We start from the raw sequence: 22324 nt of genomic DNA on the forward strand, positions 1-22324 counted from the left end.
GACTTCGCCACCGCATACATCGCCACAACCAGATCCACCGACCGACGCAACGCCAGCGCCACCCGCGACTCCGGACCAACACCCAACGAAATCAGGTGCCGCGCAAGACGATTCACCCGCACATCGAGTGCGGCGTAGGTGATCGACTCGCCGTCCTCGGTGACGAGCGCGACTTCCTTCGGCCCGGCCGCCACGGTCGCGTCCAGCAGCGACACCAGCGTGGCGGAGGTGTCCACCGGCTGGTCGGTCGCGTTGCGCGCGGTGAGCAGCTGGGTCCGCTCGGCGGCGTCGAGCAGCTCGAGGTCGCCGACCGGGGTGCGCGGCGCGACGACGATCTCGCCGAGCAAGCGCGCGAACCGGTCCACGAAGCCCTGCACCGTCGCGCGGTCGAACATGTCGGTCGCGTAGGTGAAGAAGCCGGTGATGCCCTCGGGCGCGCCGGCGTCGTCGTAGCGGTCGGTCGCGATCAGGTGCAGGTCGAACTGGGACAGCTCGGTGTCGATGTCCAGACCGGACACGCTCAGGCCGGGCAGTTCCAGCGCCGACTGCGCCAGGTTCTGGAACGACAGACCCACCTGGAACAGCGGGTGCCGCGCGGTCGAACGCACCGGGTTGAGCACCTCGACCAGGCGCTCGAACGGCACGTCGGCGTTGGCGAACGCCTGGATGTCGATCTCGCGCTGACGGCCGAGCAGATCGGTGAACGCCTCGCCCGCGTCCACCCGGGTGCGGAACACCAGGGTGTTGACGAACATGCCGATCAGATCGTCCAGCGCGGCCTCGCCACGGCCCGCCATCGGCGTGCCGATCGCGATGTCGTCGGTGCCGGACAACCTGGCCAGCAGGACCGCCAGCGCGGTGTGCACGACCATGAACAGCGTCGCGCCCTCGGCACGCGCCAGTTCGATCAGCGCCTGATGGGTCTGCGCGTCCACCCGCAGTTCGACCTTGCCGCCCGCGAACGACTGCACCGCGGGGCGCGGCCGATCCGAGGGCAGGTCCAGCTGATCGGGCAGATCGGCCAACGCCTGCTTCCAGTAGGCGACCTGCTTGGCGGCCAGCGATTCCGGATCGTTCTCGTCGCCGAGCAGTTCGCGCTGCCAGATGCTGTAGTCCGCGTACTGGACCTCCAGCGGCGCCCAGTTCGGCGCCTCGCCGGCCGACCTGGCGGCGTAGGCGATCATCAGGTCCCTGGTCAGCGGGCCGACCGAGGAGCCGTCACCGGAGATGTGGTGCACGACCATGGCCAGCACGTAGTCCACCGACCCGTCCGCCGGAGTCTGCGCGCCATCCCCGGCGACCTGGAACAGCGCGACCTTCACCGGCACCTCGGTGGTGACGTCGAAGATCGTCGAGGTCAGCGCCACCACGGCGGCCTCGATCTGCGACGGCGCGACCACCCGCACCTCCAGCCGCGGCACGGCCTGGGCGGGCGGGAGGATGACCTGCACCGGCCCCGCCTCGGTCTGCGGGTAGACCGTCCGCAAGATCTCGTGCCTGCTCACCAGGTCCGCGATCGCGGCACGCAGCGCGGCCACGTCCAGCGCGCCGGACAAGCGCACCGCGATCGGCACGTTGTAGGCCGCCGACTGGGTGTCGAACCGGTTGAGGAACCACATGCGCTGCTGCGCCAGCGACAGCGGGATGTGCTCCGGACGCGGTCCCGCGGTCAGCGCGCGGCGACCGCCCATGTCGGCGTGCTGCTCCACCCGCACCGCCAGCGCGGCCACGGTGGACGCCTCGAACAGCAGGCGCACCGGCACCCGCGTGTTGAGCGCCTCGCCCAGCCGGGCGGCGACCTGCGTGGCCAGCAGCGAGTTGCCGCCCCACGCGAAGAAGTCGTCGTCCAGACCGAGCCGCTTGGACCCGCCGGAGCCGCCGTCGCGATCGGAGATCCGCAGCACCTCGGCGAAGGTGTTCGCCACGATCTGCTCGATCGGCGTGACCGGCGCGCGGAACACCGCCTTCTCGAAGGTGGGCTCAGGCAGCGCCTTGCGGTCCAGCTTGCCGTTGGCGTTGAGCGGCAACGCGTCCAGCTGGATCAGCATCGACGGCACCATGTACGACGGCAGCTCGGCCGACAGGGCGGACTGCAGCGCGCGCTTGTCGAGCGCGCCCGTGCGGGTCACCACGTAGGCGACCAGCCGGTCACCGATGTTCGGATCGGTGTGCGCGACGACGGCAGCGGCGCTCACCGCGTCCTGCCGCAGCAGCGCGGCCTCGATCTCGCCGAGTTCGATGCGGAAACCACGGATCTTCACCTGGAAGTCGGTGCGGCCGCGGTAGTCCAGCTCGCCGGTGGCGCTCCAGGCCACCAGGTCGCCGGTGCGGTACATCCGCTGGCCCGGCGCGCCGAACGGGTCGGCGACGAACCGGTCCGCGGTCAGGTCCGGGCGGCCGAAGTATCCACGCGCCAGCTGCGCACCGGCCAGGTACAGCTCACCCGACACGCCGACCGGAACCGGCCGTAGGCGCGAGTCGAGCACGTAGACGCGGCTGTTCCACTCCGGCGCGCCGATCGACACCGACGCCTCGTCGGCGTCGGTGACCAGGTGGCTGGTGATCGACACCGCCGCCTCGGTCGGGCCGTAGAGGTTGTGCAGTTCGGCGGCGTTGTTGCGGCGCAACCGCTGGGCGGTCGCCGCGGGCAGCGCCTCGCCGATGGCCAGCACTCGCCGCAGCGAATCCGACAGGCGGCCACCGGATTCGGTGAGCAGCGCGTCCAGCATGGACGGCACCACATGCAGGGTGGTGACGCCGGTGGCACGCATCAGCTCGTTCAGGTACGCCGGGTCGCGGTGTCCGTCGGCGGAGGCGATCACCAGGCGGCCACCGGAGACCGCGGCCGACCAGAACTCCCAGACCGAGAGGTCGAAGGTCGCCGCCGTCTTCAGCAGCACCGCGTCGGCCGCGCCGAGCTCGAAGACGGAGGTCTCCCACTGCAACTGGTTGGCGATCGCGGCGTGCGGGACCGCGACGCCCTTCGGCTGGCCGGTGGAACCGGACGTGAAGATCACGTACGCGGTGTTCGCCGGGGTCAGCGCGCCCCTGCGCTCGGCAGCGGTCACCGGGGCGGTCGGGTGGTCGGTCAGGTCGATGGCGTCGATCTGCACGACGTCGGCCGCCGCGGTGTGGAACCCGTCGCGGCCGGTGGTCAGCACGCACACCGGCGCGGCGGTGCCGAGGATGTAGTCGGTGCGCTCCGCGGGCTGATCCGGATCGATCGGCACGTAGGCGGCACCGGCCTTGGCGACCGCGTACATGGCGATCACGAGATCGCTGCTGCGGCGGATCGCCAGCGCGACCCGGTCCTCCGGGCCGACGCCGCGGCCGATCAGGTACCGGGCCAGGCGGTTGACCCGGGCGTCCAGCCCGGCGTAGGTCAGCTCGCGGCGGCCGGTCGGCTCGTCGGCGACCAGCGCCACCGCCGCCGGGGTCGCGGCCACCGTGGCATCCAGCAGGGACACCAGCGTCGCGGTCGTGTCCACCTCGTGCTCGGTGGCGTTCCACGCGGTGAGGATGCGCTCGCTCTCCTCGGCCGCGAGCAGATCGATCTCGCCGACCCGCACCGTGGCGTCGGCCAGCACGGCGTCGAGCACCCGCAGGAACCGGTCGGCGAAGCCCTGCACCGTGTCCTCGTCGAACAGGTCGGTGGCGTAGCCGAATTCGGTGATGATCTCGGCGGGCGTGCCGTCCTCGGCGTACCGGTCGTAGAGCGTGACGTGCAGGTCGGTCTTGGCCAGCTGCGAGTCGAAGTTGACCGCGCTCACCGTCAGGCCGGGCAGCTCGAAGGTGGTCTCGGCCAGGTTCTGGAACGACAGGCCCACCTGGAAAAGCGGGTTGCGCGCGGTCGAGCGCACCGGGTTGAGCACCTCGACCAGGCGCTCGAACGGCACGTCGGCGTTGGCGAACGCCTCCAGGTCGCGTTCCTTGACGTCGCCGAGCAGAGCGGCGAACGAGTCACCGGCCTTCACTTCGGTCCGGAACACCAGGGTGTTGACGAACATGCCGATCAGGTCGTCGAGTTCGCGCTCGCCGCGACCGGCGATCGGGGTGCCGACCGCGATGTCGTCGGTACCCGACAACCGCGACAGCAGCACCGCGAGCGCCGCGTGCACCACCATGAACAGCGACGCGTTGTGCGCGCGCGCCAGCTCGTGCAGGCGGGCGTGCCGCTGCGGGTCGATCTCGAAGCGGATCGCCTTGCCCTGGAACGACTGCGCCGGCGGGCGCGGCCGGTCGGCGGGCAGTTCCAGCTGATCGGGCAGGCCGGCCAGCGCCTGCTTCCAGTACGCCACCTGCTGGGCGGCCAGCGATTCCGGATCGTCCTCCGACCCGAGCACCGCGCGCTGCCACAGCGCGTAGTCGGCGTACTGCACCGGCAACGGCTGCCACTGCGGCGCCTCGCCCTGCACGCGGGCCACGTACGCGGCCATCACGTCGCGGGCCAGCGGGCCCATCGACGAGCCGTCGGCCGCTACGTGATGCACGGTGAACGCCAGCACATGTTCGTTGTCGGCGATCCGGAACAGCGCCACCGCCAACGGCACCTCCACGGTGACGTCGAAGGTGGTGAGCGCGAACCCGATGACGGCGCCGAGCAGGTCGTCCTCGGTGACGTCGATCGGGGTGAGCGCCGCCGCGGACCGGTCGGCCGGGCGGATCACCTGGTGCGGGCCCTCCGCCGAGCGCGGGTAGGTGGTGCGCAGCACCTCGTGGCGGGCGAACACGTCGCCGATGGCCTGCTCCAGCGCGGCCACGTCGAGCGTGCCGGACAACCGGACGGCCAGCGGGATGTTGTCCACCGCCGAGGTGGCCGTGTCGAACTGGTTGAGGAACCAGTACCGCTGCTGCGCGGGCGACAGCGGGATGCGCTCCGGGCGCTCCCCCGCCTCCAGGCGCGGCCGGGCCCGGCCGGACCCGGCGTTGCGCTCCACCCGGGCGGCCAGCGCCGTCACGGTGGACGCCTCGAACAGGTCGCGCACCGCCAGCTGGGTGTCCAGCGCGGCGCCGAGCCGCGCGGTCACCTGGGTGGCCAGCAGCGAGTTGCCGCCGAGTTCGAAGAAGTCGTCGTCCAGGCCGACCCGCGCGACGCCGAGCACGTCGCCGAAGGTGCCCGCCACGATCTCCTCGATCGGGGTGGACGGCGCCCGGAACACCTTGGCCTCGAACACCGGAGCGGGCAGCGCCTTGCGGTCCAGCTTGCCGGAGGCGTTCAACGGGAACGCGTCCAGCACGACGAACGCCGACGGCACCATGTACGCGGGCAGTTCGCCGCCGAGTTCCGCGCGCACGCCCTCGATGTCCACCGAGCGTCCCGCCGTCGCGATGACGTACGCGACCAGCTGATCGCCAAGCCGCTCGTCCGAACGCACCACCACCACGGCCTGGGCGATCGAGTCCAGCGCGGTGAGCGCCGACTCGATCTCGCCGAGCTCGATGCGCAGACCGCGCAGCTTCACCTGGAAGTCGGTGCGGCCCAGATATTCCAGCTCGCCCTTGTCGGTCCAGGAGACGAGGTCGCCGGTGCGGTACATCCGCTCGCCCGGCCGGCCGAACGGGTTGGCCACGAACCGGTCGGCGGTCAGGTCGGGGCGCGCGACGTAGCCGCGGGCCAGTTGGACGCCCGCGAGATACAGCTCACCCGCGACACCCACCGGCACCGGGTGCAGGCGCGAATCCAGCACGTACACCTGCGTGTTGAACACCGGAGCGCCGATCGGCACCGACACCGCGTCGTCCTCGGTCACCTCGTGATAGGTGACGTCGACGGCGGCCTCGGTCGGGCCGTACAGGTTGTGCAGGCGCGCGCCGGTCAGCTCGACGAGCTTCTGCGCCGTCTGCGCGGGCAGCGCCTCACCGGAGGCGAAGACGTTGCGCAGGCTGGTGCATTCGTCGGCGCGTTCCTCGGCGACGAACACCGACAGCATCGACGGCACGAAGTGCGCCGTGGTGACCCGCTCGCCGGTGATGACCTGCACGAGGTAGGCCGGGTCGCGATGCCCGTCCGGCTTCGCGACCACCAGGCGCGCGCCGACCTGTAACGGCCAGAAGAACTCCCACACCGACACGTCGAACGTGGCCGGGGTCTTCTGCAACACCACGTCGGTGTCGTCCAAGCCGTATTCGTCCTGCATCCACACCAGGCGGTTGACGATCGCGGCGTGCGAGACCGCCACGCCCTTCGGGCGGCCGGTCGAACCGGAGGTGAAGATCACGTAGGCGGTGTTCGACGGGCGCAGCGGCGCACGGCGGTCCGCGTCGGTGACCGGTTCGTCGGAGTAGCCGGCCAGCGAGACCACATCGATCTCGACGGCCTTGGTCGCGCCCGCGTCGAACCCGTCGCGCGAGGTGGTGAGCACGCACACCGGCTGTGCGGTGTCGAGCACGTAGCGGGTGCGGTCGGCCGGATGGTCCGGATCCAGCGGCACGTACGCGCCACCGGCGACGCTCACCGCGTACATGCCGACCACCAGGTCGATCGAGCGGCGCATGCCGAGCGCGACCATCGAGTCCGGGCCGACGCCCAGCGAGATCAGATGGCGGGCGAGGCGGTTCACCCTGGCAGCGAACTCGGCGTAGGACAGACTCGTCCCCTCGAACGTCACCGCGGTCGCGTCCGGAGTCCGCGCCAGCTGCGCGGCGAACATCGACACCAGGGTGGCGTCCGGGTCGACCAGGTGCGCGGTGTCGTTCCACCGCTCCAGCACCTCGGTGCGCTCGACGCTGTCGAGCAGCTCGACATCGCCGATGGCCACCGACGGATCGGCGGCGATCGCGGTCAGCAGCCGCACCAGCCGCGCCGCGACGCCCGCGATGGTGTCGGGGTCGAACATGTCGGTGGCGTAGGCGAATTCGGCGGTCATGCCGTCGGCCGAGCCCGAGGCGTCGAACCGGTCGGCGAGGTTGAGGTGCAGGTCGAACTTGGCGGTCACCACGTCCAGCGGCACCCCGGCCACTTCCAGGCCGGGCAGCTCGAAGGTGGCCTCGCCGGTGTTCTGGAACGACAGCATCACCTGGAACAGCGGATGCCGCGCCTGCGAACGCGCCGGGTTCAGGATCTCCACCAGCCGCTCGAACGGCAGGTCCGCGTGCGCGAACGCCGCGAGGTCGGTGTCCTTGGTGCGCGCGAGCAGTTCGGTGAACGCGAGGGCGGGATCGACCGCGCTGCGCAGCACCAGAGTGTTGACGAACATGCCGATGGCGTCGTCGAGCACCGCCTCGCCGCGGCCGGCGACCGCGGTGCCGATGGCGATGTCGTCGCTGCCGGACAACCGCGCCAGCAGCGCGGCGAACGCGGCGTGCACCACCATGAACAGGCTGGCGCCGTTCGCGCGGGCCAGCGCGTTCAGCTCCCGCAACAGCTGCGCGTCGAGCGAGAACTCGTACACGCCACCGCGGTTGGACGCCACCGCCGGACGCGAGCGGTCCGACGGCAGGTCCAGCTGGTCGGGCAGCCCGGCCAGGGTGTCGGACCAGAACGCGACCTGCTGGGCGATCAGCGAGGCGGGATCGCCCTCGGAGCCGAGGGTTTCGCGCTGCCACAGCGCGTAGTCGGCGTACTGCACCGGCAGCGGAGCCCACGCGGGCGCCTCGCCGCGCGAACGCGCCGAGTAGGCCACCATCACGTCGCGCGCCAGCGGGCGCACCGACCAGCCGTCGGCGGAGATGTGGTGCACCACGAACACCAGCACGTGGGTGTCGGGCTGGGAGCCGTCCATCGAGCCCGCGATGCGGAACAGCTGTGCGCGCACCGGGACCTCGGCGGTGACGTCGAAGCCGGTCAGCACCAGTTCGCTGATCCGATCGGAGATCTCGGCCTCGGACACCTCGATCGGGGTGAGATCGATGGCGCTGTGCCCGGCGGGCAGCACCACCTGCACGCCTTGGCCGTCGGCGGTCTCCGGGTAGACCGTCCGCAGCACCTCGTGCCGGTCGACCACGTCGGCGACAGCTTGGCGCAGCGCCTCGGTGTCCAGGGTGCCGGTGAGCCGGACCGCGAGCGGGATGTTGTTCACCGCGGTCTGGTTGTCGAACCGGTTCAGGAACCACATGCGCTGCTGGGCCAGCGACAGCGGGATCTTCGGCGGGCGCGGTCCGGCGACCAGCTCGCGGCGGCGGCCGGTGCCCTGGTGCGTCTCCACCCGCGCGGCCAGCGCGGCCACGGTCGGCGCCTCGAACAGCGTGCGCACCGGGATCCTGGTGTCCAGCGCGGCGCCGAGGCGGGCCACCACCTGGGTGGCGATCAGCGAATTGCCGCCCAGGTCGAAGAAGTCGTCGTCCAGGCCGACGGCGCGTTCGGCCGTTGCCAGGCCGAGCACTTCGGCGAAGACGTCGGCGACGATCTCCTCCACCGGCGTCGAAGGCGCGCGGAATTCCCGCGCCTCGAAGACCGGTTCGGGCAGCGCGCGGCGATCCAGCTTGCCGTTCGGGTTCAGCGGCATGGCGTCGAGCACCACGATCGCGGCGGGCACCATGTACGACGGCAGCTGCGCGGCCAGGTGCGCGCGCAACGCCTCGACGTCCACGGTCGCGCCGTTCGCGGGCACCACGTAACCCACCAACTGGTCGCCGGTGCGCGCGTCGGAACGCACCAGCGCGACCGACTGGGCGACCGATTCGTGCGCCGTGAGCGCGGTCTCGATCTCGCCGAGCTCGATGCGCAGACCGCGCAGCTTCACCTGGAAGTCGGTGCGGCCCAAGTACTCGATGGCGCCAGTTGCGTCCCGGCGCACCAAGTCGCCGGTGCGGTACATCCGCGCACCCGGCGCGCCGTACGGGTTGGCCACGAAGCGGTCGGCGGTCAGGTCGGCGCGGCCGAAGTAGCCGCGCGCCAGCTGGTCGCCCGCGAGGTACAGCTCGCCCGCGACGTTCGCCGGTACGGGGTGCAGCCGCGAATCCAGCACGTACGCCTGCGCGTTCCACACCGGAAGGCCGATCGGGACAGCACCGTCCACCTGGTCGGCGACCGGACCGTGCGTGGCGTGCACGGTGAACTCGGTGGGGCCGTACAGGTTGTACAGCGCGGCGTCGCTGACGCGGCGGATCGCGACCACTGCGTCGGCGGTGAACGCCTCACCGGCGACGAACAGCGTGCGCAGCGAGGCGAGCGCGTCGGCGTCGGCCGGGTCGATGGCGCCGGCGAAGACGGTCAGCATCGACGGCACGAACGAGGTCATGGTGACCCGCTCGGCCGCGATCACCTCGGCCAGGTACTGCGGGTCGCGGTGCCCGTCCGGGCTCGCGACCACGATCCGCCCGCCGGTGCTCAGCGGGCCGAACAGCTCCCACACCGACACGTCGAAGGTGGCGGGGGTCTTGAACAGCACCACGTCACCCGAGCCGATGCCGTATTCACCGGTGATCCAGCGGATCTGGTTGACGACCGCCGAATGCGGCACCGCGACGCCCTTGGGGCGTCCGGTGGAGCCGGAGGTGAAGATCACGTACGCCGGGTGCTGCGGGCGCAACGGCGCGATGCGCTCGGCGTCGGTGACCGGGGCGTCCGCGTAGCCGGACAGCTCCAGCTCGTCGATGCGCAGCGTCGGGCGGCCAGCGCCGTCGAACGCGTCGCGCGCGGTGGTCAGCACGCAGACCGGGTCGGCCGAGTCGAGCACGTAGTGCACGCGGTCGGCGGGCTGGTCCAGATCCAGCGGCACATAACCGCCGCCCGCCGCGTGCACCGCGTAGGCGGCCACGACCAGGTCCACCGAGCGGCGCAGGCCCAGGGCGACCAGGGTCTCCGGGCCGACGCCCGCCTCGATGAGGCGACGCGCGAGCCGCCGCACGCGGGCGGCGAATTCGGCGTAGGTCAGGTGCGTCCCGGTGGCCGGGTCGATCACCGCGACCGCGTCCGGCGTGGCCGCGGCCTGCGCGGCGAACTCGTCGACCAGCGTGCTCGCCGGGCCGAGGTCGCGCGCGGTGTCGTTCCAGCCGCGCAGCGCCTGCTCGGTCTCCGGCTCGTCCAGCAGGACGATATCGCCGATCGGCCGGTCCGGCGCGGCGACGACGGCCTTCAGCAGCCGGCCGAAGCGCCGCCCGAACTCGGCCATGGTGGCCGGGTCGAACAGGTCGGTGGCGTAGATCAGCTCGGCCGCGATGCCCGCGGGAGCCGAGCCTGCGCCGGTTTCGGCGTCGCGTTCGGAGAGCACCAGTTGCAGGTCGAACTTGGCGACGTCGATGGGCAGCTCGACACCGCTCACCGTCAGGCCGGGCAGCTCCAAGCTGTTCTGGCCGGTGTTCTGGAACGACAGCATCACCTGGAACAGCGGATGCCGCGCCTGCGAACGCGCCGGGTTCAGGATCTCCACCAGCCGCTCGAACGGCAGGTCCGCGTGCCCGAAGGCGGCGATGTCGGTGGCGCGCACCGCACGCAGCAGTTCGGTGAACGTCGCACCGGACTCGATCGGGGTCCGCAGCACGAGGGTGTTGACGAACATGCCGATCAGATCGTCGAGCGCGCGCTCACCGCGTCCGGCGACCGGCGTGCCGATCGCGATGTCCTCCTCGCCGGACAGCCGCGACAGCAGCACGGCCAGCGCGGTGTGCGCGACCATGAACAGCGTCGCGCCCCTGGTGCGGGCGAGTTCGGTGAGCTGGGCGTGGGTCTGCGCGTCGATCTCGAAGACGTGCGTGGCGCCGCGGCCGGAGGCCACCGCGGGACGCGGCCGGTCCGACGGCAGGTCCAGCTGCTCGGGCACCCCGCGCAGCGTGTCCGACCAGAACGAGATCTGTTCGGAGATCACCGAAGCCGGATCGTCCTCGGCGCCGAGCACTTGGCGCTGCCACAGCGCGAAGTCGGCGTACTGGACCTCCAGCGGACGCCAGGCCGGTTCGCCGCCGTCGACGCGGGCGCCGTAGGCGGTCATCACGTCGCGGGTCAGCGGGCCCATGGAGAAACCGTCGGCCGAGATGTGGTGCACCACCAGGGCGAGCACGTGCTCGGTGGGGCTGATCTCGAACAGCCTGGCGCGGAAGGGCACCTCGGCGGTGACGTCGAAGGCCGTGCCGATCAGCTGCGAAAGGCGCTCGGGCAGTTCGGCTTCGGTGACGTCGATCGGCGTCAGGTCCGGGATGACCTTGGCCGTGGCCACGATCTGCTGATGCGCGGCGCCGTCCACCTCGGGGTAGAAGGTGCGCAGCGACTCGTGGCGGGCCAGCACGTCGGCGACGGCGATCTGCAGCGCCTGCCGGTCCAGCAGGCCCGACAGCCGCACCGCGGCCGGGATGTTGTCCACCGCCGAGTCGGGGTCGAAGCGGTTGAGGAACCACATGCGCTGCTGGGCAAGCGACAGCGGCACCAGCTCGGGCCGCTGCTGCGGCGCCAGCGGCGCACGGCCGCCCGCGCCCGCCTTGGTCTCCGCGCGCGCCGCCAGCGCGACCACGGTGGAGGCCTCGAACAGCTCGCGCACGCCGAGATCGGTGTCCAGCGCGGCCGACAGCCTGGCCGCGACCTGGGTGGCCGACAGCGAGTTGCCGCCGAGGGCGAAGAAATCGTCGTCCAGGCCGACCCGCTCGAGGCCGAGCACGTCGGCGAAGGTGGCGGCGACGATCTCCTCGACCGGCGTGGTCGGGGCGCGGAACACCGCGGCCTCGAACACCGGCGCGGGCAGCGCCTTGCGGTCCAGCTTGCCGGAGGCGTTGAGCGGGAATTCGTCGAGCGTCATCACGATCGACGGCACCATGTAGGCGGGCAGCTGACGGCCCAGGTCCTCGCGGACCAGGTCGGTGTCCAGCGCGGCGTCCGGCGCGGGGATGACGTAGGCCACCAGCTGGTCGCCCGCGTGCGGGTCGGAGCGCACCACGACGACGGCTTGAGCGATTTCGTCCAAGCCGGTCAGCGCCTGTTCGATCTCGCCGAGCTCGATACGCAGACCACGCAACTTCACCTGGAAGTCGGTACGGCCCAAGTACTCGAGCTCACCGTGCTCGGTCCAGACCACCAGGTCGCCGGTGCGGTACATCCGCGCACCCGGCTCACCGAACGGGTTCGCGACGAACCGGTCACTCGTCAGGTCCGGGCGCGCGACATAGCCACGGGCGAGCTGGACGCCCGCGAGGTACAGCTCACCCGCGACACCCACGGGAACCGGGCGCAACCGAGCATCCAGCACGAACACCTGCGTGTTGAACACCGGAGCACCGATCGGCACCGTCTCGACATCGGCATCCACGACCTCGTGGAAAGTGACGTCGACCGCCGCTTCGGTCGGACCGTACAAGTTGTGCAAGGACGCGCCGGTCAACTCCCGCAAACGATGCGCGGGCTTGGGCGGCAACGCCTCACCCGAAGCGAACACCAACCGCAACGAATCACACTGCGCCGCAGCGGCATCCGCGACGAACACCGCGAGCATCGACGGCACGAAATGGGTGACCGTCACCCGCTCGGCGCTGATGACCTCAGCCAGATAGGCCGGGTCACGATGCCCATCCGGCTTCGCCACCACCAACCGCGCACCGATCTGCAACGGCCAGAAGAACTCCCACACCGACACATCGAACGTCGCGGGCGTCTTCTGCAACACCACATCAGCCGGCGTCAACCGGTAGGCAGTCTGCATCCACACCAGGCGGTTGACGATCGCCGAATGCGGAACCGCGACACCCTTCGGACGACCCGTCGAACCCGACGTGAAGATCACGTAGGCGGTATTCGACGGACGCAGCGGCGCACGACGGTCCGCGTCGGTGACCGGCGCCTCGGACAGGCCCTTCAGATCGAGCAGATCGATCCGCACCTGCGCGGTATCGATGTCCAGATCGCTGCCGGAGGTCAGCACACACACCGGATCGGCCGTGGCGAGGATGTACTCGGTGCGCTCGGCCGGGTGATCCGGGTCCAGCGGCACGTACGAGCCACCGGCCACGGCGACGGCGTACATGCCGACCACCAGATCGATCGAGCGGCGCATACCCAGCGCCACATACGATTCCGCGCCGACGCCGCGCGCGATCAGCCAGCGCGCCAGCTGGTTCACCCGCCAAGAGAACTCGGCGTAGGACAGACTTGTCCCCTCGAACGTGATCGCGGTCGCGTCCGGAGTGCGTTCGACCTGGTCGTAGAACATCGAGACCAGAGTCGCGCCGGTGTTGTCCACCGGGTGCGCGGTGTCGTTCCAACCCGACACCACCAGCTCGCGCTCGGCGGCATCCAGCAACTCGATGTCGCCGACCACCGCGTCGGGCTCGGCGGTGATCGCGGTCAGCACCCGGATCAGGCGGTCGGCGATGCGGCGCACCGTTTGCTCGTCGAACAGGTCGCGCAGGTAGCCCGCGCGCACCCGCAACCGCGAATCCAGCTGCGCGATCAAGGTCAGCGGGTAGTGCGTGGCGTCGGCCGCGTCCAGGCCGACCACGGCCATGCCGTCGATGTCCGCCGCCTGCGCCTGCAAGCCCGCGGCGTCGACCGGGTAGGACTCGAACACCACCAGGGTGTCGAACAGGCCGCCGATGCCCGCGACCGCTTGGATGTCGGCCAGGCCCACGTAGTGGTGGTCGAGCAGATCGGCCTGCTCGCCCTGGGTCCGCGTCAGCAGGTCGCGCACCGATTCCGACGAGTCGAAACGCACCCGCACCGGCACGGTGTTGATGAACAGGCCGACCATCGCCTCCACGCCGGACAGCTGCGCGGGACGACCGGAGACGGTGGTGCCGAACAGCACGTCGTCACGGCTGGTCATGCGGCCGACGAGGATGCCCCAGGCGGTCTGCAGCACCGTGTTCGGCGTGACGCCCAGCGAGCCGGCCAGCGCGGTCAGCCGCGCGGTGGTCGCCTCGTCCAGCTCGAAGAAGTACTCGCCGGACAGCGAGGTGATCTCGCGACCGGCGTCCGGCCGCGCCAGCAGGGTCGGCTCGCCGACGCCACGCAGCGCGCGCGCCCACGCGGCCAGCGACGCCGCGTGATCCTGCTGCCGGGTCCAGTCCAGGAAGTGGCGGTAGGACCGCACCGCGGGCAGCGCGGAGACGTCCGCGTGCGCGGCGTAGAGCACCAGCAGATCCCGCATGAGCAGCGGCATCGACCAGCCGTCGAGCAGGATGTGGTGGTTGGACACCACGAACTGCCAGCGGGCCCCTCCTTCCGCCGAAGAGTCTGCCACCTGGATCAGCGTGAAGCGGATCAGCGGCGGCTCGGCCAGGTCGAACCGGCGCATGCGGTCGGCCTCGATCAGGTCTTCGGCCGAACCGGATTCGATCCGGTCGTGCTCGGCCCACGCCACCCGGACGCTGTCCAGCACGATCTGCACCGGGTTGCCGTCGTGGTCGGTGACGAACGCGGTGCGCAGGTTCTCATAGCGGTCCACCAGCGCCTGCGCGGCCGCGCGCAACCGGGCGGCGTCCACCCGGCCGGTGAGCGTCAGCACCGCCTGGGCGGTGTACACATCCACCGAGCTCGCCGCGAGGCGGGCGTGGAACAGCAGACCGGCCTGCAGCGCCGACAGCGGCCACACGTCGGCCAGCGCCGGGAAGCGCCGCTCCCAGACGTCGATATCCCGCTGGGTGCTGCGCACGAGCGTGAAGTCCGACGGGGTGTGCCCACCCACGCCCGCCGAATTGGCATGCCGGGCCACGGCTTCCAGCGCGGCGGTCCACAGCTCGCCGAACTCGCGCACGTCGTCGGCCGACAGCAGGGTGGACGGGTAGCCGATGTTCGCGGTCAGCTTGTCGCCCACCACGATCGCGTTCACGTCCAGCGGCGCCATCGCGGGCATGTCCGCGTCGTAGGCGCCGCCCAGCGCGCCGAGTTCCGGCGCGGGAATCCAGCCGAAGCCGCGCAGCGACTCCGGCACGTCGCCCTCGGAGACGCGACCGAGGTAGTTGAAGCTCACCTGACCGGGCAGTTCGCGCGGCAGCTCGGCCGCGGTCTCGGCGTTCAGGTAGCGCAGCAGTCCGTAGCCGATGCCTTTGTCCGGCACCGCGAGCAGTTGTTCCTTGACCGCCTTCAGGGTCGCGCCCAGCGCGGGGCCGCCGGTGAACGCGGCGTCCACGTCGATGCCGGACAGGTCGAAGGCGACCGGGTAGATCGCGGTGAACCAGCCGACGGTGCGCGACAGATCCGCACCGGGCACCACGTCTTCCTCGCGGCCGTGACCCTCTAGGCGCAGCAGCAGCGCGTCCCCGGCGTCCGCGGCCACCCGGCGCGCCCGCCACTTGGCGGTGGCCAGCGCCAGCGCGGTGAGCAGACCGTCGTTCACACCGCCGTGGAACAGCGCCGGAACCGTGGTGAGCAGCGCCTTGGTGACCTCGGCGGACACCTCGACCTGATGCTTGGCGATGACGCCGGAGGTGTCGACGGCCGGGTCCATCGGACGCTCGGTCAGCAGCGGATCGGCGGTAGCGACCACCGAACGCCAGTAGTCGAGTTCGGCCACCCGCTCCGGGCTGGCCGCCTCGCGCTCCAGCGCGTGCGCCCAGGCGCGCATCGACGTGGCCGGAGCCACCAGCTCGGGCGTCTGCCCGGCGGTGCGCTGCCCCCACGCGGTGACGAAGTCCGGCACCAGGATGCGCCAGGAGACGCCGTCCACCACCAAGTGGTGGGCGACGACGATCAGGCGTCCGGCGCGCTCGGCGGAGTCGGGCTCGAGCCAGACGAACCGGATGACCACGCCGGCGGCCGGATCGAGCCGGTCCAGCGACTCGTCCAGCGCGGCCGAGGCGATCTCGACCAGTTCGACGTCGGTGACGCCCGCGGCGAACTCGGTGCGGTCGATCAGCGCATCCACCTCGACCGTGCCCGGCGCGGCGGTCTCGACGACCCAGTCGTCACCGTCGCGGCGCAGGCTCGCGCGCAGCATGTCGTGGCGATCGATGACAGCGCCGACCGTCGCGGCGATGCCCGCGCGGTCGATGCCGACCGGCAGTTCCAGCGCCAGCGTCTGGTTGAACCGGCCGAACGAGCCGCGCCGCTCGGCCATGAACCGCACCACCGGCGTCAGCGGCATGACGCCGACGCCTCCGCCCGGCGGCTCGGCCAGCGTCGTCGCCGACGCCTCGGCCGCCTCGGTGGTCTCGGCGACCGACGCCAGACCCGCCACCGTGCGCTGCTCGAAGACGTGCCGCGGGGTGAACACCACGCCGCGCGCCTTGGCCCGCGACACCAGCTGGATGGAGACGATGCTGTCGCCGCCGAGCGCGAAGAAGGAGTCGTCCACGCCGACCCGCTCCACGCCAAGCACCTCGGCGAACACTTCCGCGATGGTCTGCTCGAGCGGGGTGCGCGCCGCGCGGAACACGACCTCGGTCGCGAACACCGGCTCCGGCAACGCCTTTCGGTCCAGCTTGCCCACCGGGGTGAGCGGCACGTGGTCGATCACCATGATCGACGAGGGCACCATGTAGGCGGGCAGGCGCTCCTCGACGTGCGCGGTCAGCGCCGCCACGTCGATCGACTGTCCTTGCGCGGCAACGACGTACGACACCAGCGACACCGCGCCCGCGGCGCTCTTGTGGCCGACGGTGACGGCGAAGTCGACGGTCTCGTGCGAGGCCAGCGCGGCGTCGATCTCGCCGAGTTCGATGCGGAAACCGCGGACCTTCACCTGGAAGTCGGAGCGGCCTACGTATTCGACGACAAGCGACTCGACTCCTCCAACGGGCGCGGAGCCTGCGGAGTGCCCGACCCGGGTCCAGCGCACCACGTCACCGGTGCGGTACATCCGCGCTCCGGGCACGTACGGGTTGGCGACGAAACGCTCCGCCGACAGGCCGGGGCGGGCGTGGTAGCCGCGCGCCAGCTGGACGCCCGACAGATACAGCTCACCTGCGACACCCACCGGAACGGGCCTGAGCTGGGCGTCCAGGATCAGCGACTGCATGCCACGGGTCGGGCCACCGATGGTGACCCGGTCGCCCGGCGTGAGCGCGTCGCTGATGTTGGTCATGATCGTGGTCTCGGTCGGACCGTAACCGTTGTGGAAACGGCGGCCAGAACCGTCGGGAGCGCCACCCCACTTGGCGACCAGATCGGCGGGCACCGCCTCGCCGCCCGCAACGATCACCCGCATCCCGGCCAGCGCGGCCGAATCCAGCGAGGCGAGCACCGATGGGGTGATGAAGGCGTGCGTGACCCGCTCGGCGCGGATCAGCTCGGACAGTTCCTCGCCGCCGTACACGCCGGGCGGGCAGACCACGAGCGCGCCGCCGCGACCGATCGCCAGCAGGAATTCCAGGATCGATGCGTCGAAGCTGGGCGAGGCGAAATGCAGTGCGCGCGTGTCGGAATCGACGTCGTAGCGCTCGTTCTGCTCGTCGCGGAAGTTGGCAAGGCCCGCGTGGGTGACCACGACGCCCTTGGGCACGCCGGTGGAACCGGAGGTGTAGATGACGTAGGCCGGGTGCTCCGGCCGCACCGGGCGCACCCGGTCGGCGTCGGTGATCGCGGCGGCGTCGAACCCGTCGAGATCCAGCTCGTCGAGCACCAGCCACTCGACCGACTCGGGCAGCTCGGCGCGCACCGACGCCACGGTCAGACCGATCGGGGAGCCGGAGTCGGTGACCATGTGCGCGATGCGGTCGGCCGGATAGGTCGGGTCGATCGGCACGAACGCGCCACCGGACTTCGACACCGCCCACTCGGCGAAGTACGACTCGTCCGATCGCGGCACGGCGACCGCCACCAGATCCTCGGTGCCGATGCCGCGCTCGATCAGCAAGCGGGCCAGGCGGTTCGACCGCGCGTCCAGCTCGCCGTAGGACACACTTCTCCCCTGGAACACCACGGCGGGCGCTTCGGGATTCATGGCGGCGGCCTCGGCGATCAGGTCGGGCAGCGTCCGCGCGGGTGTGGCGGGGGCGCCGGTGCGCGCGACCAGGTCGGCGCGCTCGGCGGCGTCGAGCACGTCGATCGCGCCGACGGTCACCGACGGATCGGCCGCCACCGCCGCGAGCACACGCTCCCAGCGGTCCACGATGGCCGCCGCTGTGGTCTCGTCGAACAGCTCGGTGGCGTAGGTCAGCGCCAGCGCCATGGCGCCGGAACCGGTTTCGCCGCGCTCGGCGAGGGTGAACTGCAAGTCGAAGCGCGCGACGTTCTCTTCCAGGTCCAGCGCGGACACCGAGAGGCCGGGCAGCTCGAGGGTGGTGCGCTCCAGGTTCTGGAACGCCAGCATCACCTGGAACAGCGGGTTGCGGGCCTGCGAGCGCTCCGGCGCGAGCAGTTCCACCAGCCGCTCGAACGGCACGTCGGCGTTGCCGTAGGCGTCCAGGTCGGTGCGGCGCACCCGGTCGAGCAGATCGGCGAACGACTCGCCCGGCGCGATGCCCGTGCGCAGTACCAGCGTGTTGACGAACATGCCGACCAGGTCGTCCAGCGCGGCCTCGCCACGTCCTGCGACCGGCGTGCCGACCGCGACGTCGTCGCTGCCGGACAGCCGCGCCAGCAGCACCGCCAGCGCGCCGTGCATCACCATGAACAGCGACGCGCCGCGCTGCCGCGCGATCTCCTCCAGCGCGGCGACCAGGTCACCGGACAGCTCGCGGTGCAGCGTCGCGCCGCGGTGCGAGGCGACGGCAGGCCGCGGGCGGTCGGTGGGCAGGGCCAGCTCGTCGGGGATGTCGTCGAGGGCGTGCCGCCAGTAGGCGACCTGCTTCGCCAGCAGCGAATCGGGATCGTCTTCCGAGCCCAGGATCTCGCGCTGCCAGACCGCGAAGTCGGCGTACTGCACCGCCAGTGGCGCCCAACCGGGGGCGCTGCCGGTGCTGCGCGCGGTGTAGGCGGCCATCACGTCGCGGGTCAGCGGGCCCATCGAGAAGCCGTCGGCCGCGATGTGGTGCACCACGACGACGAGCACGTGCTCGTCCGGGCCGGCCGCGTAGAGCCGGGTGCGCAGCGGAACCTGTTCGGCCACATCGAAACCGGTGGTGACGAACTCGGTGACGGTCTCGATCAGCCGCGCCGGATCGACCGGCTCGGGATGCAGATCCAGCGCGATGTCCTCGGCGGGCACGATCACCTGGACCGGGGTGCCGCCGTGCTCGGGGTAGCGGGTGCGCAGCGATTCGTGCCTGCGCACCACATCGGCCACCGCCAACCGCAGCGCCTCCACGTCCAGCGCGCCGGTGAGCCGGATGGCGATCGGCAGGTTGTAGGCCGCCGAGGAGGTGTCGTACTTGTTCAGGAACCACATGCGCTGCTGCGCGAACGACAGCGGCACCAGTTCGCCCGCCGCGCGCTCGCGGGCGACGAGACGAGCCCGCGCCGCGCCGTCGGCGTGCGATTCCACCCGCGCGGCGAGCGCTTCCACCGTCGAGGCCTCGAACAGGGTGCGCACCGCCACGGTCGTGCCGAGCGCGGAGCCGATGCGGGCGACGACCCTGGTGGCGATCAGCGAGTTGCCGCCGAGGTCGAAGAAGTCGTCGTCCACGCCGACCCGGTCCAGGCCGAGCACGTCGGCGAACACCGCCGCCACGGTCTCCTGCACCGGGGTGACCGGCGCGCGGAACGCACGGGACTGCGCGGTCGGGGCGGGCAGCGCACGACGGTCCAGTTTCCCGTTGACCGTCAGCGGGATCCACTCCAGCCGCACCACGGCCGAGGGCACCATGTAGGCGGGCAGCTGCGCGGCCGCGCCGTCGCGCACCGCGTCCAGCGCGGGCTCGGCGCCCGGCTCGGACACCACGTACGCGACGATCCGCTGATCGCCGGGCTGGTCCTCGCGCACGATGACCGCGGCCTGGGCGATGCCGGGCTGGGCCAGGATCGCGGATTCGATCTCGCCGAGCTCGATGCGGAAACCGCGCACCTTCACCTGATCGTCGGCGCGGCCCAGGTACTCGAGCTCGCCGAAGCGGTTCCAGCGGGCGAGGTCGCCGGAGCGATACAGTCGCCCACCCGGCGTGTCGCCCATCGGGTCGGCGACGAAACGGGTCGCCGACAGGTCGGGGCGTCCGAGGTAGCCGCGCGCCAATTGCGGGCCTGCCACGTACATCTCACCCGCGACGCCGACCGGCACCGGGCGCAGCCTGCTGTCGAGCACGTACACCCGCAGCCCGGCGATGGCGCGGCCGACCACGCTGCCGGAGGCGGCGGCGATGGTCGCGGCGTCCAGCGCGCGGTAGGACACGTGCACCGTGGTCTCGGTGATGCCGTACATGTTGACCAGCAGCGGCCCGGTGGAGGCACCGGTGCCGTCGCCGTGGCGCGCCACCCACTCCGACAGCCTGCGCAGCTCCAGCGCCTCACCGCCGAACACCACGTACCGCAGCGCCAGCGGCGCGGCGTCGGCCGCGGCGTTCCGGTCGGCTTCGGCCAGCTGGTAGAACGCCGACGGGGTCTGGTTGAGCACCGTGACGCGTTCGGCGCGCAGCAGTTCCAGGAACTGCTCCGGCGAGCGCGAGGTGTAGTAGTCGACCACCACGAGGGTGCCGCCGAACAGCAGCGGACCCCACAGCTCCCACACCGAGAAGTCGAAGGCGTAGCTGTGGAACAGCGTCCACACGTCCTCGGGGCCGAAACCGAAGTCGCGGTCGGTGTTGGCGAACAGCCGCACCACGTTCCGGTGCGCGACCGCGACGCCCTTCGGGCGGCCGGTCGAGCCGGAGGTGTAGATCACGTACGCGACGTTGTCCGGCGTGAGCGCGGAGTTGCGGTCGGCGTTGGTGATCGGGGCGTCGTCGGCGTCCTCGATGTTGCCGGTCTCCACCGCGAACCCGTCCAGCACGACCGACGGCAGCCCGGCGGGCACCTCGACCTGCACCGTGGAGTCGAGCACCACGCTGGTCGGCCGGGAATCGGCGAGCACGTAGGCGATGCGCTCGGCCGGGTAGGTCGGGTCGACCGGCACGTAACCCGCGCCGGTCTTCACCACGGCCAGCAGCGCGACCACCAGGTCCAGCGAGCGCGGCAGGATCACCGCGACCAGCGTCTCCGGCCCGGCGCCGTCGCTGATCAGCCTGCGCGCCAGCACATTCGCGCGCCGGTCCAGCTCGGCGTAGGTCAGCGTCTCCACGCCGAAGCGGGCGGCCACGCGGTGCGGGTGCGCGGCCACGGCCGCGTCGAACAATCCGACCAGGGTGATGTCCGGATCGGCGAACAGGCCCGCGACGCTCTCGGAGCCCGACGACACCCAGCGCTGGGCGACGTCCAGCCGCTCGCCCTCGCCGAGCAGATCGATGTCGCCGATCACGACTCGCGGATCCTCGGCGACGCCGCGCAGGATGCGCACGAAACGATCGGCGAACGCGGCCACCGTCTCGGGATCGAACAGTTCGGTGGCGTAGTTCCACGACAGCGTCAGCCCGCCGTCGGCGGCCTCGCCCACGGTGAGCTGCACATCGAATTTCGCGGTCCCGGGGTCGAATTCGACCGCGGCGACCTCGAGGCCGCCGGGCAGCGCGACCGCACCCAGATCGGCCGCCGAGGCCGCCTCGAAGGTCAGCGCGACCTGGAACAGCGGATGGTGCGCCTGCGAGCGCGCCGGGCTGAGCACGTCCACCAGCCGCTCGAACGGCACGTCGGCGTTGGCGAACGCGGCCAGATCGGTGCGGCGCACCTGCTCGAGCAGCTCGTCGAAGCCCGCGCCCGGCTCCACCTGGCTGCGCAGCACGAGCGTGTTGACGAACATGCCCACCACGTCGTCGAGCGCGCGTTCACCACGGCCCGCGATCGGCGTGCCGATCGCGATGTCGGTGCTGCCCGACAACCGGCCCGCCCACACCGCCAGCGCGGCGTGCACCACCATGAACAGCGTCACGCCGCGAGCGCGCGCCAGCTCCGCCAGCGCTTCGTGCACCTGCGCGTCCACCGCGAAGTCGTGCGTGCCGCCTGCGTTCGAGGCGATCTCGGGCCGGGGCCGATCGGCGGGCAGCTCGATCTGGTCGGGCAGGTCACGCAGCTGCTCGGTCCAGTAGGCGATCTGCCTGGCCGCCACGGAGTCCGCGTCGTCCTCGGCGCCGAGCACCTCGCGCTGCCACAGCGCGTAGTCGGCGTACTGCACCTCGAGCGGGGCCCACGAGGGAACCTCGCCGCGAGCGCGCTCGGTGTAGGCGAGCACGACATCGCGCAGCAGCGGCCGCAGCGAGAAGCCGTCCGCGCTGATGTGATGCATCACCAGCACCGCGACGTGCTCGGTCGCCGACAGCGACAGCAGGCTCGCCCGGAACGGGATCTCGGCGGTCACGTCGAAACCGACGCTCGCCAGCTCGACGATCCGCGCGGGCAGTTCCTCCGCGGCGACCGGCTCGGCGACCAGGTCGAAGCCGACCTCGCCTGCCGGGAGCACGCGCTGATACCCGGTGCCCTCCACCTCGGGGTAGATGGTGCGCAGCGCCTCGTGCCGCGCGAGCACGTCACCGATGGCCGCGCCCAGCGCGGCGACGTCCAGCGCAC

General features: G+C 71.5%; 1 protein-coding gene (cut by a window edge). It reads right to left on the bottom strand.

The annotated features are described in order from the left end of the window. The coding region annotated (locus ACH49X_RS25935) for a non-ribosomal peptide synthase/polyketide synthase (RefSeq protein ID WP_397071076.1) crosses the window boundary (this coding region is incomplete at its 3' end): on the bottom strand, positions 1–22324 show 22324 of its 35327 nt. Its footprint extends 13003 nt past the window's final position.

Origin of the sequence: Nocardia sp. NPDC019323 (assembly GCF_044389845.1) — a bacterium.
Classification (GTDB): Bacteria; Actinomycetota; Actinomycetes; order Mycobacteriales; family Mycobacteriaceae; genus Nocardia; species Nocardia implantans.